Source organism: Bacillus sp. JZ34 (genome assembly GCF_053903205.1).
In genome coordinates, this window is record NZ_CP096403.1 from 2,077,971 (window position 1) to 2,093,366 (window position 15,396).

Below are 15,396 nucleotides of genomic sequence, written 5' to 3' on the forward strand. Positions count from 1 at the left end.
AAATATAACATCCTCTTATTATAATTAATATTCTGAATAATTCAATACTTGTAAAATTCGAATTTGTTTTAAATAATATTATTATGTAAACTGAAAGAAATGTTTGAAAACCTTGACGAATTCGTTTATGCTTTTTAAAATGATAGTTTGTAGCCATATGCAATTAGACCGAGAAGAAGAGGTGCTTAAGTGGAAAATCAACAAAATATATGGTCATCAAAGCTTGGATTTATCTTAGCTTCGGCCGGCTCGGCAATCGGGCTCGGCGCGATATGGAAGTTTCCTTATGTCGCCGGAACAAGCGGCGGCGGAGCATTTTTACTTATGTTTATTCTTTTTACTTTATTGATTGGGCTTCCGTTATTAATGGCGGAGTTCATTATCGGCAGAAAGACTCAAAAAGATGCCGTTGAATCCTATAAGGAGCTGGCGCCCGGCTCGCTTTGGCATTGGATCGGCCGGCTCGGCATTATCACGTGTTTTATTCTGCTGTCTTTCTATAGTGTTGTCGGCGGCTGGATCATCATTTATATTATCAAAGGACTGACCGGCGAACTGTCAAGAAGCACGGATTATGCAGGTCTTTTCGGAGAGACAATTGCAAATCCGTATCTCGTTCTTGCGAGCCAGTTTGCATTTATCATGATCACGATTCTTGTTGTTGCAAAAGGAGTCAGAAGCGGAATTGAAAAAGCGAGCAAGTTTATGATGCCTGCTCTGTTCGTTATTTTTCTGCTTTTGATCATCCGTTCGCTTACACTTCCCGGTTCAATGGAAGGATTGGAATTTTTCTTAAAACCTGATCTTTCCCATATCACAGCCAAAACGGTGCTGTTTGCGCTTGGACAATCCTTTTTCTCGCTGAGTGTCGGTGTTTCCGTTATGGTAACGTACAGCTCTTATTTATCGAAAAAAGAAAACCTTATACAGTCGGCCGTTTCAGTGACATTGCTCAATGTATCTGTAGCGATTCTTGCCGGGTTTGCGATTTTTCCGGCCGTTTTTTCATTCGGATTATCTCCTGATGCCGGCCCGATGCTGTTATTTAATGTGCTGCCGTCAGTCTTTCACAAGATGCCTTTGGGAATCGTCTTTTTATTGGCGTTTCTGCTCTTATTTTTATTTGCTACACTGACGTCCGCATTTTCAATGCTTGAGATCCTTGTTTCTTCCTTATCAAAAGGGGATCCTAAAAAAAGACAGGCTTTCGCTTGGGCCGGGGGAATTGCGATTTTCCTATTCGGAATTCCTTCAGCATTATCATATGGCGTGCTTCAGGATGTATCGATTTTTAATCTATCTATATTTGATGCGGCGGATTACCTTGTCAGCAATATTTTAATGCCGCTCGGCGCTTTGCTCATCGCCGTTTTTGTGCCGCTCAAAATCCCGAAAGAAGAGCTTTTTGCTGAATTGAGGGAGGGCTCTAAAATCAGCAGAAAATGGTTTGCAGCATGGCTTTTGCTGATCCGCTACGCCGCTCCGATCGTTATTATTGTCGTCTTTTTGGACGTCATTGGCGTATTTTAAAATTGAATTGTTTATAAGGCCGGATTTGTCCGGCCTTTTTTTCATGCAGACAGTTTGTCAACGGTACTTTCTTTTCTCTCTGTGAAATGGCAGCGGTATGACCGGCAAGGGAAGTGTTTGATTAATCGGCTTTTTTCTGCGCAGACATATTAAAAAGGCCTGCCGGTGAATTCGTTTTTGACGATTTTACCGGCAGGCAGAAGAGGGGGATACTTTGACTTTGATTAAGGCATGCGGAATGTTACAGTTTGGCCGTTTCGATCAAACCAGCCTTTAAAGGCCCAGTTAATCCAGCCGCCGTCTCCCTGGTTTGTAAATTGTCCGCTTTCAAATACCCAAATGCCGTAAATCACGCCATGATAGTTGGCAGATCCATAAAATTTTACTCCTCTTAAACCATTTTGATAGCCTTGACTTAAGTTAAATACCATGACATTGTATCTTTGCCCAGCAGAATAAAAAGCGGTTTCCATGCAGTTTTTGACGAAACCGCTGCGGTTGGAGCTTTGAACGATAGCATCTCTAATCGAGTTTCCGATTCCTAAAAGATCGAGGTTGATGTTGAGATTAATAGCGGAAGTTTTAAACTGTTGTTTTTCCTGGTCCAATGACTGATTGAGAGATGTGGGTATAGACATAGAAGGCAAGGTTGTAACAGAACTGTCCGTATGCTTTGATTCTTTCGCTTCTGATAAGTACGGCAAACAAGTCAAACCGAGCATTAAGGCTGTAAAGAAAGCAAACATTTTTTTCATGATTAACCCTCCTAAAATAAATTTGCCATTTTCGAAAAACTGACCGGCTGAATCAGACAAACATCGACAGTTTATTCATTTATTCCCTCCCTTCTTGTAGAATAGCTTAACGAGTTTTGGAATTAGAAGAATGAGGAAAAACGACTATTTTCCAAATAAATCAAAAAATGTTCACATTCCATACTTAAGGCACAAATTTGGGATATATTGATAGACTGTTGAGATTCAGTATTTCATAAAGGGATGATCAAAATAGCAGATTCAGAAGGATGTATGGTTGTGGGGGTTCTCTTCCGACCCCTCCTTGCCAATCTCCGTGTAGCGGCCTTAACAATCCTCAAGAGAAACTGGGATATTTAAACTTTTATTTGTTATCTTATTACAGACGATAGAGGGTTTAAGGGATATAGATACGGTATTGAGAGTGATAAGGTATCGGCACTTTCGCTCGATTCGGCCAGTGTCGACGGCTGCCTGGCGCAGAGAAGAGAAAGGTGCGAGAGGAAAGGCTCGTCCGCTTTTTGAGGCAAGGCTTTGACGGGGAGGCCGATGTCGGGCGCAACTACCGAAACAAAAGAGGACTTCAGTAGTTGAAGTCCCGCCATTGAATTTGAATCAGAAGGGCTCCCATAGAACGCGCTTTGCTGTCGCAAACCGCCTTTCAGGTTCTCTCCAGTCAACGACATTCCACCAATTATCGACGTATTTTGCCCTTTCATTTTTATATTGAAGGTAGTATGCGTGTTCCCATACGTCGAGCGGGAGAAGGGGGATCACATCCCATTGGCTCATCAGCTGATGTTTTTCTGCGATCAGAATTTCCAAGCGGTGTGAGCGAGGCGCCCAGACAAGGATCGCCCAGCCCACGCCTTCCACCTTTTTCGCCGCTTCGGAAAATTGTTCTTTAAAGGCCGAATAGCTGCCGAAAGAACGGTTAATCATTTCCAGCAATTCGCCTGTCGGCCGCCTTTTTCCTTTTGGATGCATCGCGTACCAAAATATCGTGTGCAAATAGTGCCCGGCTCCGTGGAAGGCGAGCTCTCTTTCCCAGTGGTTTACAAGGTCGAATTGTTTGGTTTGCCTTGCTTTCTGCAGTTCTTTTTCAGCTTTGTTCAAGCCGTCGACATAGCTTTGGTGATGCTTTGTATGATGAAGAAACATAATTTCTCTTGAAATATAAGGCTCAAGGGCTGAATAAGAGTAGGGCAGGCTTGGCAGGCGATGGCCTCCGATCGGCACTGTTCTGAATGGCTGCCGACCTGCTTGAGACGCATCACTGCGGGAGATGGCTTGATACACGGCTTCTGCCTGTTCATACCATTCCTGTTCGGTCGCACGAGGATCATCCAGTGATTGAAAAAGTTTTTCTAACTGGCTTTCTATAGAAGGATCATCTTTCATCTGGTCTTTCAGACCTTTGGCCCATGACGCTATTTTTTCTTTGTAAGCATTCAATATGTCTCCCTCATTTCCGCTTTTTTAATAAATGCGCTTGAAGCGAGCAATGAAAACACAAAAGGATAACTGTGATAGCGGATGTAGAATTGTTTCGGCAGCCCGATTCCCGTCGGGTATTCGAGTCGCTCAGGCGAGCTTTCGTGATCATCGGTGAGAAAACGAATCCCTTTTAAGATCTTAGGGTCATCCGGACGCTCATATTGCAAAAGCGCCTCCAGCGCCCATGAAGATTGAACAACTGTTCCAAAGTGAAGAGGGACAAAACGCTTCGCTTCACAGCTTTTGCAAGATTCTCCCCAGCTTCCGTCTTCAAGCTGGATCGATTTAAGCCAGGAGACCGCTTTTCTGACAGACGAGTGATTGTGGGAAATTCCGACGGCTTTCATTCCGGTGAGTGCGGCCCATGTCCCGTAAATAAAGCAGACGCCCCATCTGCCATACCACGAACCGTCAGCTTCCTGATGGTGATCAAGCCACCTTAGAGCGCGTCTGACTGCGGGATGGTCATCTGTCAACCGCTCTTTAAGTCCGAGCAGATGAAGAATGCGCCCAGTCAAGTCTGCCGTTGACGGATCGACTGCTGCGTCAGCGGCAGATTCGAGCGGCAGATTTCGGATGAGCGGATGGTCAACGTTTTTTTCAAATGCTGAAAACCCCCCATCCTTGTTTTGCATTGATATAAGCCAGGTGAGCCCCCGGTTCCAGGCAGCCGGACGCCTTTGAAACGGAATTGCTTTTAATGCCGCAGCGGTATCGTCCAAATCGGGATTGTTTGTATTGATGTGTGAAAAACCCCACCCTCCCGGTGCCGCTTGAGGGTTTGAGACCGCCCAGTCCGCTTTTTTCACATGCTGTCTTTTGAGAAGGTAGTCCGCTGCCGATGAGATGGAAGAATGTTGTTCAGGTATTCCGGATTCCTGCATGGCAAAGCTGATGAGCGCGGTGTCCCAGACAGTGGAAGTTGAGTTTTCCAAATGGAAGCCTTCCTCTCCGCATGAGGAAATAAGGCTTTTGATTCCGCCGACTGCTTTTTTAACAACGGGGGCGTTTTTTGATATTCCCATCGCTAGCAGGCTGTAAATCATGAACATGGTCGCGCTCGCATAGCTGTATAGTGTTCCGTCTTCTTCGATTCTGTCCAGCATATATTTTTTGCCCGCTTCAAATCCGAGCTGATGAACATAAGCCGGCCATTGAAAGAGCTGTTTCCATTGCAGATTGAAAGAATAGAAGGTTCTCTCGTCAAAAGAGCGGATGTTCAGCCATTCGAGAGGATTTTTTGACATGGCTTCATCCAGATGCCGAAGCGAGCCGATTTGGTTGTTTTTTAAAGAGAATCGTCGATTAAACGTAATGGCCATCGGGACAAAATGAATTCTTGCGTATGTGCTGAAATGGTAAAAATGAAGCGGGAAATAGGGCGGGATCAGTAAAAACGAAAGCGGAATATAGGCTCTCGGCCATGGATACAGCCCGTTGGCAGCGAGCATCCACTTCGTCATAAAGTGCACATTCTTCAAACCGCCTGTTGCCTTAATAAACGCCTCGGCTTTCTGCATATGCGCATCTCTCCGGTCATAGAGCCCCGAAGCCAGCATCCCGGTATAGCCCTGGACTGTCGCGGTCAAATTGCCTGCCGTTTCATCCGGATGATTGCGAAACGCACCGTCTCCGCTCTGCTTCGAACGGATTCGTTCAGCAAGACTTGTGATGAGAGAAGAGTCCTGATCGCCAAGTGAGGTCAGCATCAAAATGAAAAAGCTGTCTGTCATCACGGGCCCTTCAAAACAAAACCGCCATGACCCATCAGGTCTCTGTCTATTTTGAAGCTTTGCGAGCGTCTTTTGTCTGAAAGCTTTCACGTCTTCTAGTAAAGAACGCAATCTTCTCATCTCCTTCATTTTACTGTATTCATTTCGGAAATGTGTCATGCCAACCGGATGAAAACAGAAGAACAGCGATTTTGAATATGTGATGAGCATACAGAGGCATTCGTCAGCGCGGGCATGCGTGAGCATGATCAGGAAATCATGAATATCTTCGTTTACCTCTGTTCCATTATCAGGTATTGTAAAAAGAGAGACCTTAGAAACAATGTTTGGGGGATGTTGCTGAATGAATATTGAACAGATGCTGTATGACACCGCAGTCGAATTGATCAAAAAGAGGTATCCGACCGGATGGGGCGGGGCAGCCGCCATGTATACCGAAGACGGGAGAATCTTGACGAGCGTAGCGCCGGAAGTAATCAACGCTTCAACCGATTTATGCATTGAAACGGGCGCCATTCTCGAAGCCCATAAATATCAGGCAAAAATTACGCACTCTGTTTGTGTCGTGAGAGATGATGAACATTCCGAATGCAAGGTATTAACACCGTGTGGGGTATGCCAGGAAAGACTTTTTTATTGGGGGCCGGATCTTAAAGCAGCTGTAACTGTACCGGATGGGCATCTGCTTTATAAATCTTTAAAGGAAATACAGCCATACCATTGGTTTACTGCGTATCAAAAGTAGCAGGGGAGGAGCGTTCGATGTTCGAGTGCCGCAAGGTTTATCTCAGACCTGTTGAAAAAGGGGATATGGAGAGCTTTTACAAAGCTGTTCAAAATGAAGACATCAGATATATGACGGGCACGACGCGCGAATTTACGATGGAAGACCTTTATGAGCACTACGAGAGAATCACAAGCGACGAGACGCGCTATGATTTTGCCGTCTGCTTAAAGGAGGACGATCGCTTGATAGGCGATCTGTCCATCATTGACATCGACCGGACGAATCGAAAAGCAGGGTTTAGAATCGCTTTGCACAGCCCCGCTTATTTGAACAAAGGCTATGGTCCTGAAGCGGTGCGGCTGGCCATGCAGTTTGCATTCGAAATGCTCGATCTTAACCGCCTTCAGCTGTCTTTTCACACAATAAGCGCGCGCTGAAAGCATATGAAAAAGCCGGATTTAAAAGGGAAGGTACTGTCAGGGATGCTCTTTATATGAATAAACAGTACTCAGATGAAATCATTATGGGGATATTGAAGCGGGAATACGAAGAGCTGATATCCCGCTGAATCAGAGGGCGCGCAGCATGTTATTCTACTGAGCGCCGCTTTGTTCATTTTTATTTTTCAATCTTTGCTGAACGGCTGTAAATGCCGCCGGCAATCAGCGCCATTGTCATCGAATATCCACAGCAGCTTCATCGTTCTATTTGCCTTGCAGACTGGCTGTACTTTCTCACATCCCGCACGAAAAATGTGACAGCGGCTGTTCCGGCATATAATACAGCGGCAGCGATAAATACGCTTTGGATCCCGATCAAGTCTGCCAAAGCCCCCATAATGGCAATTGTTAAGACAGACCATGCAGTCAAAATAGTATTTTTGGCGGCGGTGACCGGTGCGCGCTCTTCATCTGTCAACGTATCTTGAAGGATAACCGTCTGGCTGACGTCTCTTACTTGATAAAGCGGACCCATCATGATACAGAGGATGACCGAAAGGAGGGGATTTGACGAATAGGCGAATAAAAGCGTTGTGATTCCCATTGAAACAGAACCCAAGACAATCATGAGGCCAAGCCTTTTTTTGAGCTGGTTGGAAAAGAGCACAGCGAGAATGCCGCCCAAAATCGCTCCCAAAAAATAACCGGCATTGATGAATCCCCACCAAGCCTCCCCTTTATTTAGCACCTCTTTCGTAAAAGCCAGCAAAACGGCGGAAGTCCAGACCGCATTTGCTAAACCTTCTGACATGTCCATCATCGTAAGCAGCAAAACGGTTTTCTTCCTGTATACAGTGCGCCAGACTGATTGTGTGCGGGTTTTTTGACGAGGGATAACCGCTGTTTTCAAATCCGGCAATTTGATTAAAAGTCCTGATACGAAAAAGAGTCCTGCTGTAAACAATGTCAGCGTGTGAGTTTGGGCCAAAACGGTTAAATAGCCGCCGAGCCCCCAGCCTGCTGCCTGAACAAACTGGTTGACCGTTACGATGCTTCCCGATGCCGCCACGTAATCGCGCTTTTTAATCGCTTGATACAGTAAACCTAACTGTGCGGGGGAATACCAGGAACCGACAAAGCTTTGCAAAAACAGCAGCATATAAATGATATAAGAGGGTAAGCCCAGCGTTTGGCATAAGCCGATGCATAATGCGCAGACCGCTCTGAACCATGTTGACCAAGCCGCTGTTTGAAGCAGGTCGAGGCGCTGAATAGCAAAAGAAGCCATCGCACCGCCTAATACACTGCCGAACGAGGATAAAGCCAAGACCAGACCCGATCCGAATACAGAGTTCGTTTCCTTAAACACATCGACCATGACGATGATCGTCATCAAAATCGACCCGACAGCCTGTGCTGTTTGTGATGCCCATATGTATCTAAAACTTTTTTGATTCCAGAGGGTTTTGCCAAGAGAGGAAGAAAACACGATTCTATCATTCCATTCGACTTAAACTATCATCCATTTTACCATATGTGTCTATAAATGTTTATTTCTATAAAAAAGAAAACCGCCCTGATCGACAGGGCGGCTGCAGAAACTCATATCGTGCGTTATTCGCCTGTATGAATCCAGACGCTTTTTACTTCTGTATAGTTATCCAGAGCGTATGAGCCCATTTCACGTCCGAGTCCCGACTGTTTGTAGCCGCCGAATGGGGATGCGGCGTCAAAGGCATTATAGCAGTTGACCCAAACGGTACCGGCTTGCAGACGGTCGGCGATATAGTGGGCGTTTTTCAAATTTTCCGTCCATACGCCAGCAGCAAGGCCGTATTCGCTGCGATTGGCCCGTTCGATGACTTCATCTACCGTTTCATAAGGGATCGCCGCCAAAACAGGACCGAAGATTTCTTCTTTTGCTATTGTCATCTCGTCTTCGACATTGGTGAATACAGTCGGAGAAACAAAGTATCCCTGCTCATAAGGGCATGTTCCGCCGGCTGCGATTTTCGCACCCTCCTGACGTCCTTTTTCAATATACGAGAGGACGCGTTCGTGCTGATCTTTGCTGACAAGCGGTCCCATTTGCGTGTCTTCATGAAGGCCCGCACCCTGGCGGAGCGACTTGGAATATGCGGCCATTTCATCGACGACTTTGTCATATTGGTCCTTATGGATGAACACGCGCGATCCCGCACAGCACACTTGGCCTTGATTGAACATAACGCCGGTTAGTGCGCCTGGAATCGCTTTCTTCAGATCGGCGTCAGGAAGGATGATATTCGGCGACTTTCCGCCGAGTTCAAGGGTCACCCGTTTAACCGATTTGGCCGCTTTCTCCATAATTTTTTTACCGATTTCCGTTGACCCTGTGAATGCCAGTTTGTCGACAAGGGCATGATCGGTCAGAGATTCTCCGGCCGTCTCACCGAAGCCAGGAATGATGTTGATGACGCCTTTCGGGAAGCCTGCTTCATCGATCAGTTCCGCCAAATACAGAGCGGAAAGCGGCGTTTGTTCCGCCGGTTTTAAGACAACCGTACATCCGGCTGCAAGAGCGGCTCCCATTTTCCACATGGCCATCAGAAGCGGGAAGTTCCAAGGGATAATTTGCCCGACAACTCCGACAGGCTCATGTCGTGTATAGTTAAAATAAGGTCCGTTAACAGGAATCGTCTGTCCGGTTATTTTCGTCGCCCAGCCGGCATAATAACGCATATGTTCAATTGACAGCGGAATATCGCCTGCGGTCGTTTCGCTGATCGGCTTCCCGTTATCCAGCGTTTCAAGCTGAGCCAGTTCCGTTTTGTGTTCCTCCATCAGATCGGCGAGTTTGTACATCAGCCGGCTTCTTTCGGCCGGGTTCATCGTCCGCCACTCACCGCGGTCAAAAGCTTCCCGCGCGGCTTTCACCGCTTTGTCCACATCCTCGGGACCTGCTTCATATAAGGTGGCGAGCGTTTCACCAGTCGCCGGGTTTGGGGTCTCAAACGTTTTGTTTGAGGCGCTGGCTACAAATTCCCCGTTAATATAGAGCTTCTTTGTTCCCTGCAAAAATACCTCCAGCTTTTTACTGACCTGCATTGTTAATGAACTCATGTTTGTCAAACAAACCTCCTTTGAAATTTTGGTCTGTCTTCGGGTGAGTTGTCTTGGTGCTGGTTTGTCTTTTGATTTGGTCATTGCGCGGATGAAAGAGGGATATATTTCTGATTTTGGAACTATACACCACCATTCTATAACAGGGAATGAATCCAAATCAATATCCATGCTCTTTAAAATCACTTTCGCCTCCAGATCGCATTGCATTTCGGCGAAAAAACGCTACAATGGAAACTATACACGTATGAAAAAGGAGACATCCGCATGATTCACGAAAAATGGCAAAACAATAACACCATTAAAAAAGTAAAGTGCATACATACCGATGCCAAAAAGTACATCGTCAACAGAGCGCTGACCGTAGGCAACGTATACGAGGTCAAAAACGAAACGGAAGAGTTTCTGTTTATCATCGATAATACAAACAAAGTCGGCGGCTATTACAAAGAGTACTTTGAAGAAGTAAAAGCCTGAATCAATTTGCGCCGGTCATCAACAGCAATGAATGGTAGTTGAACAAACACCCGCACGCATTCATAAAAAATCGGCTGACTGAATCAGTTGCTTGACCGAAGCAGAAGCAAGTGCCTGATATGTGCATATCAATCAGGCATAATAGTCAGAAGAGAACCGCAGAGGAAGAACATCCTGCTGCGGTTTTTTGTTTTATCCGTTATCCACCTTTTGATTGGTAGCAAACGAAAAATAAGCTGAAAAAACTGATAAAAAGTTGAAACCTCCCGCGTCCGCCGGGCGTATTAATTGATAGTAAAAACAAACATATAGCGTTAAAGAAATGTAATCTGCTCGTAATTGTTTATAAATCAGGGTTATCGTATCCTTATTAGTAACTGACAAGTATACTTTGCCTTGTGCATAAACATAAATTGGATATACAGAAAGAGGGGTTTTGATTGGGCGTTTTTTCAGCAAGCAAGACAGCAGACGGCAAAAAATTTGAACCGCTGCTCATAGAAGGAGAAAAAATTGAATCGGTTTGCAGACTGAGGATAGATCAAATTTGTTTTACGAACAAGCGGATTATTTTTTTTGATAATAAACTGTTTTCCAAAAAGAAAGTCCGCGTCTTTCTGCCATACAGATCGATTGAAGGCTTTGCGATTAGAGAAGTCAGCATGTTCAATCCAGACAGTTCTCTTTCTCTGATGACCAGCAGCAAAATCTTTGACCTGGAGTTTACGAAGGATACGGACATGCTTGAAATTCAAGCGCTGTTATCAAAATACTTATGTGCATAAACCGTAAAGGCTGTTCACCGCTTGCCCGCGTCTGAACGGCCTTTTTATTTTGGAAAGGCGGGTTTTTCTCCCACGAAATCGGGAAAGGAAGAAGAAAGGAGGAGGATCAGCCATGCCATTAACACAAAAACAAAAAGACCATCTCTACCATAAATTAATTGACTTAAAACAAAGCCTTTCCCCTGCAGAAGGAACAGATCAGTCGATGGCGGAAGAAACGGGCGAGCTTTCAAACGGAGTTGACAATCATCAGGCTGACCATGCCAGCGTTTATTTTGAACGAATGAGAGAGCAGACCTTCCGGCAGACGGACAGAAATTTATTAAAAGAAGTTGAAGACGCCCTCAAGCGATTGGAAGACGGCACATACGGAATATGTGAAGCAACAGGTCAAGAAATACCATATGAGCGCCTCGAAGCCGTTCCATATGCAAGAAAAACCGCGGAGACTCAAGCTGAAACAGAAAAAAGAAATCAAGAGGGGGAAGGATATGACGAGCAATTTACACGGCAAATGAAGGATTTGACAAACAGAGAAACGATGGATCAAAAGCGTTCATATGCTTACGAACGTCTTGATGAGGAGCAGGATTCAAAATAAGCACCCGCAAAAACAGGGTGCTTTTTTCTATGGCTCTGTTTGTTAAAAGAGATGTCCTACAACTGTCGACGGGGAGTCAAGTACTCGACACAATAAAACATTTATCAGTTATCGGAGGTTTAATTGCAGCTATTGATATTCTAGAGAAAAATCCGGACATCCAGGAAAAGTTACACGAAAACGAAAAGTACTTAAGAGACGGCATTCAACAAATAGGTCTTAATGTATTACATAGTGAATCACCTATTATTCCAATTATTCTTCCAGATCGCGACACAACTTTACGTTTTGCAGACTCACTTCATCAAGAAGGTGTCTACGTTAACCCAATTCTCCTCTTCGCATACCTGTTTCTAAAGCTACTAAGACGAGCACATGAAATTCTTCCTCTGTGTGTGCTAGTAGATATGTTCTTAGCTTTTGGAAGTCCGTAATGGATAACGCTTTGTTTCGTTTCGATAACTCTTTCCCACGAGGTTTGACAAGTTCTGCGAAATCATTCGTGAGATAACCACGAGCGTAAGCGTCACGAAGTGCCATTTTGACTTTTATTAACAAGCTGCGAGTGGTACTGTGAGAACGCTTCTTTGCGTATTCATCAATTTTTCTTTGCACAGCAATGTCATTCATATCTTTTAACTGAATATTTCCGAATAACTTTCTAATAATCCCTGACGCTTCTAGGTATCTTTGAAACGTAGCTTTTTGTATATCATTTTTCTTCACAAGATATATCCAGTGTTAGTTGTTTAAAAGAATCTACATGCCTAAGTCAAATCTCTTTGTTTCTTCCATCAATCTGATATAAAAGTCTTTTTTTATCACCTTTTTTATCCAATTCCTTGATATGTCCGCCACAAAATTCCAGCACAGGACATCATTTCCCTTACCGTATCAACGGATTCCATACTATTATTCTCTATTTCCTACCTCCCTGTTAGATATGGAGAGGTAGAATGGTGTCGTTGCTACGCAACGACACGCACACCGCTTCCACTTGCTCGCTTTTGCTGCCGCTTGCGGAAGCGGTGTCACTTCGGCAGTTTTTCATAATTTCTCCATGCACTCACTTCCATTGTGAAAAATGAAGCACTATTTCTATTTATCTCGCTAACCGTTCGTATTCGGTATCTCGGCGCTTATCAATCGCTCTGGAATAGGCTTCCATCATGGCGATATATAGTAGATTGTTTTTACAATCATTAGTCTACATAACAGCTTTTACGGTCAATACTGCTCGCTGTTTTATCAACTACAATGTTTAGAGACTGCTTGTATGTCTCGCTTGAAACAAGTCATCTTAGGTTTCCATTCATGAATGTAGTAGTTTCAAACTTCTGTATTTAGTTGTATGGGAGTATTTTTAAATAATTCCTTTCAAAGACAGCTTATGAAGTGATTTTTCGCATGTAGAAAGGTTTTAGTATGGCTATTCTCACAAAATAAATATCACGATATGCAATGTTGTTTTTTAAAAAAATAGCTCTTCATACATCGCTCTTTCTCATTTTTATTTTCTCGCTTGCTAAGTTTCTGTCTATATCTTTGTTACGGTTAATATCATATTACGATTTGTATTGGAGTTGTAGGGGGGGTGCAAAATAAATCTTTATTTGTTCAATGTTATTATCGCATGATGTGTTGTGATATTGTGTAATATCCTTATCATATCAACTATTAGAGAGGGAGAAAAAAGTATCAAATTCTGCAATGAAATTCTTGCTGCAATAAAATTCTTGCGGACATATTGTCATAGGGGCATAATCGATGTTGAGTGAGAGACAGAACGCCGATAAAGTATAATATCTGGATATAAAACGAAGAAACAATTGCTTGATGGATTGTAGACATGAAAGCATTGAATATACACATATCAAAATCTTTTACATTAGCAGAAAAATAAGGAGATTTACATATAATCATGTTTAATATGTAAATTTCTCTATTATGTTTATCAAAGATAAGGTAATAGTTTTTACGTACTGCGCCATAACTTAATCTATCTTTTTCCATTTTATTAATCTCATTACATATTCAGAAATAACCTTTTCCCTTGTATAATCGGTATAATGTGTCTGCTTTGAAATGAAAAAATATAGTGGCATCATGATCACAGATAGCGAGTCAATATTTTATTACTGGGGGTGTCTCATGGGAAGTAAGATGATAATTATAACAATAATCACAGTATTTATGTTGTTTGTTGGATTTAACACCTCAGCCTATGCATTGACAGAGGAAGAGTCTGTTGCAATCCAATCATTATTAGAAGATGCTAGGCGTATATCTGGCACACCGGGCATGTCAGTTTCAATACAATCAAGGGATGATACCTATTTCTTTTCATCCGGCTATGCAAACTCTGAGGAAGGGATTTTGACCAATGAAAACACCATATGGGAGTTAGCCTCCGTCAGCAAAGCTTTTACTGCTTTAGGAATTTTACTTTTGGAAGAGCAGGGATTTTTGTCTATGGACGATTCGGTTGTAGAGTATTTACCTTGGTTCTCATTGCGATATCAGGGACAGCCCGTTGACATGCAGAGTGTTACTTTGAATCATTTCCTTCATCATACTACAGGGTTAATCAATAGGTATCATACTCAGCATATCCCAGAGGGAAATACACCAGATATGTTGCAAAAGACCGTTGAAATGTTAATAGATGCCGAAGTGGTATTTCCACCTGGCGAAAGATATGAATATGGGACGGTAAATTATGATGTGCTGGGCTTGGTGATAGAAACCGTATCGGGGCAAAGCTTTGAGGATTTTATGGAAGAACAAGTATTTCGACCACTGGGGTTGTATGAAACTTATGCGAATAGAGGTAAGGTACAAGCGACAGGTCAGTTGGCACAGGGCTATCGTTCCGCTTTTTTCATGACGCTGCCATATGATGCACCGGAATTTAGAGGAAACACACCTGCTGGGTATCTGTTTTCGTCCTCTCAAGACATAGCCCGTTGGATGGGAATACAATTGGGAATTGTTGAAGATATTCCGGAAATCTTTCAAGGGCTGATTGCAAAATCACATGAGGGCAATAGGTCTGTTGCGGCTGTGGATGAACTGTACTATGGGGCGGGGTGGGTCGTGAATGCAGATCAGACATTCATCCAACACGCAGGTGGTAATCCAACGTTTGCAACAAATATATTCTTATTCCCAGAAGAACAGCTAGGTATCTCTCTATTATCCAATAGTGCCAGTACAAATATTGATATGTTATATAATATTAAGGATATTTTAGACGGAAACATCTCCCAAAGCTATCAAATGAGTTTGATGCAGATTTCCGATATCGCCCTATCTTCCGCTACAATTGCTCTAACATTACTAGCAATTCTATTTTTCTTTTTAGGGGTGCGTAGAAAGAAACAGAATAGGAAATTACCGTTAACGAAAAAGAGATTGATACTCATAGCTTTTTGGCTTGTGACTACAATTTTTATAGGTATCCTATGCCTAATCCTCCCCACAATATTTGGGGCTAGTTGGAGGTCATTTCTAGTTTGGCAAACGTATAGTTATCTAACCGCACTGATTGCGTTGTCTTTACTAAGTGCAAGTATCACTTGGTTTGTATATTGTTATCGATATAAATGTTCCTAATGAGATGTGCCATTGTAACCTAAACGAAAACTTTTTTATTTGCTTCGCAGCATATTCCTACCACGCATAAATATGCTACATAATATAATATTTTATGCTTGAACTTAAATAATGTTGTATTATCCGAACGAAAG

13 protein-coding genes and 1 pseudogene are annotated in these 15,396 nt (G+C 43.4%); 8 read left to right on the forward strand and 6 right to left on the reverse strand.

What is annotated here, in order from left to right:
- Window positions 1-189 precede the first annotated feature (189 nt).
- The gene (locus M1D90_RS10605; protein WP_020451817.1) at window positions 190-1,530 is read left to right on the forward strand and encodes a sodium-dependent transporter; all 1,341 of its coding nucleotides are present in this window, start codon (window positions 190-192) and stop codon (window positions 1,528-1,530) included.
- A 224-nt stretch (window positions 1,531-1,754) separates the two neighbouring features.
- On the opposite strand, the gene M1D90_RS10610 is transcribed toward M1D90_RS10605, so the two are convergent.
- From M1D90_RS10610 to M1D90_RS10620, 3 genes are all read right to left on the reverse strand, one after another.
- On the reverse strand, window positions 1,755-2,285 hold the full coding sequence (locus M1D90_RS10610; protein ID WP_079289258.1) for a stress response protein YvgO: 531 nt from the start codon (window positions 2,283-2,285) through the stop codon (window positions 1,755-1,757).
- A gap of 615 nt (window positions 2,286-2,900) precedes the next feature.
- On the reverse strand, window positions 2,901-3,686 hold the full coding sequence (locus tag M1D90_RS10615; protein ID WP_224067368.1) for a superoxide dismutase: 786 nt from the start codon (window positions 3,684-3,686) through the stop codon (window positions 2,901-2,903).
- A gap of 50 nt (window positions 3,687-3,736) precedes the next feature.
- Entirely contained in the window at window positions 3,737-5,635 is a 1,899-nt protein-coding gene (locus tag M1D90_RS10620; RefSeq protein ID WP_373926115.1) for a terpene cyclase/mutase family protein, read from the reverse strand.
- A 223-nt stretch (window positions 5,636-5,858) separates the two neighbouring features.
- On the opposite strand from M1D90_RS10620, the gene M1D90_RS10625 reads away from it, so the two are divergent.
- Window positions 5,859-6,260 (forward strand): cytidine deaminase, encoded by a 402-nt coding sequence (locus tag M1D90_RS10625; protein ID WP_256164042.1) that lies wholly within the window; start codon window positions 5,859-5,861, stop codon window positions 6,258-6,260.
- Window positions 6,261-6,277: 17 nt separating this feature from the next.
- Window positions 6,278-6,810, forward strand: a pseudogene (locus tag M1D90_RS10630) (GNAT family N-acetyltransferase).
- A 128-nt stretch (window positions 6,811-6,938) separates the two neighbouring features.
- Here the strand turns inward: M1D90_RS10630 and M1D90_RS10635 are convergent.
- Both M1D90_RS10635 and M1D90_RS10640 read right to left on the reverse strand, forming a co-directional pair.
- Window positions 6,939-8,075: an MFS transporter gene (locus tag M1D90_RS10635; RefSeq protein ID WP_232513478.1), complete on the reverse strand. Its 1,137-nt coding sequence runs from the start codon at window positions 8,073-8,075 to the stop codon at window positions 6,939-6,941.
- A gap of 221 nt (window positions 8,076-8,296) precedes the next feature.
- Window positions 8,297-9,784, reverse strand: a complete 1,488-nt coding sequence (locus M1D90_RS10640) for an aldehyde dehydrogenase family protein (RefSeq protein WP_023857346.1) — start codon at window positions 9,782-9,784, stop codon at window positions 8,297-8,299.
- Window positions 9,785-10,051: 267 nt separating this feature from the next.
- Between M1D90_RS10640 and M1D90_RS10645 the strand changes: the two genes are divergently transcribed.
- From M1D90_RS10645 to M1D90_RS10660, 4 genes are all read left to right on the forward strand, one after another.
- Window positions 10,052-10,261, forward strand: coding sequence for a DUF6501 family protein (locus tag M1D90_RS10645; protein ID WP_020451809.1), 210 nt, complete (start codon window positions 10,052-10,054; stop codon window positions 10,259-10,261).
- Window positions 10,262-10,701: 440 nt separating this feature from the next.
- On the forward strand, window positions 10,702-11,046 hold the full coding sequence (locus M1D90_RS10650; RefSeq protein WP_020451808.1) for a PH domain-containing protein: 345 nt from the start codon (window positions 10,702-10,704) through the stop codon (window positions 11,044-11,046).
- 112 nt (window positions 11,047-11,158) lie between these two features.
- A complete protein-coding gene (locus M1D90_RS10655) occupies window positions 11,159-11,647 on the forward strand; it encodes a TraR/DksA family transcriptional regulator (protein WP_020451807.1) in 489 nt (162 codons plus the stop codon).
- Between the two features lie 29 nt (window positions 11,648-11,676).
- The gene (locus M1D90_RS10660; protein WP_043054340.1) at window positions 11,677-12,081 is read left to right on the forward strand and encodes an aminotransferase class I/II-fold pyridoxal phosphate-dependent enzyme; all 405 of its coding nucleotides are present in this window, start codon (window positions 11,677-11,679) and stop codon (window positions 12,079-12,081) included.
- On the opposite strand, the gene M1D90_RS10665 is transcribed toward M1D90_RS10660, so the two are convergent.
- Complete coding sequence (locus M1D90_RS10665; protein ID WP_020451805.1) at window positions 11,969-12,373, reverse strand: integrase; 405 nt, start codon at window positions 12,371-12,373, stop codon at window positions 11,969-11,971. The genes M1D90_RS10660 and M1D90_RS10665 overlap by 113 nt on opposite strands.
- A gap of 1,425 nt (window positions 12,374-13,798) precedes the next feature.
- Between M1D90_RS10665 and M1D90_RS10670 the strand changes: the two genes are divergently transcribed.
- Window positions 13,799-15,262: a serine hydrolase gene (locus tag M1D90_RS10670; RefSeq protein ID WP_025811298.1), complete on the forward strand. Its 1,464-nt coding sequence runs from the start codon at window positions 13,799-13,801 to the stop codon at window positions 15,260-15,262.
- The last annotated feature ends 134 nt before the right edge of the window (window positions 15,263-15,396 follow it).